Consider the following 446-nt stretch of genomic DNA (forward strand, 5'->3'; position numbering starts at 1 on the left):
TCGGTACGCTTATCGTAATAAGACCTGTAGCCCCCGGAAATACCTTCCTTGCCTGCGGCAGTCTTTAACTGACCTGCCGTAGGCATTACTAAAAAATTACCTAGATCACCATACCAGCCAATTCCACTCATTTGCGTCAGCGCAAAGCCTTCTATACTTTTATGTTCATAACTATATCCTGAACCATTATCGCCACCAGTTATGGTATTTGGACTAACCTGAGTCATGCCAAATGGCGTTGTTGCACCTGGAAAAGTTTTTCCAAGCCCCGCTGGATTTCCTGCAGATTTCATATTTGTACTTGCACCAATGAACGGGTTTACATAATCAACCGGCATTTTTTGCTGGGCAAACACGATAGAATTGACAGAAAGATATGCGAAAAACAGGAAAAAAAATCGATTTAGTATAATCCCTTGATAAGTAACAATCTTGAACATTGCGGA

At 41.5% G+C, this 446-nt stretch carries 1 pseudogene; it reads right to left on the reverse strand.

Annotated elements, in window-relative coordinates:
* Window positions 1-446: pseudogene (locus JHD67_RS21465) on the reverse strand (hypothetical protein); the annotation flags it as partial.

The sequence above is a fragment of the Dyella sp. ASV21 genome, assembly GCF_016428975.1.
Lineage (GTDB): Bacteria > Pseudomonadota > Gammaproteobacteria > Xanthomonadales > Rhodanobacteraceae > Dyella.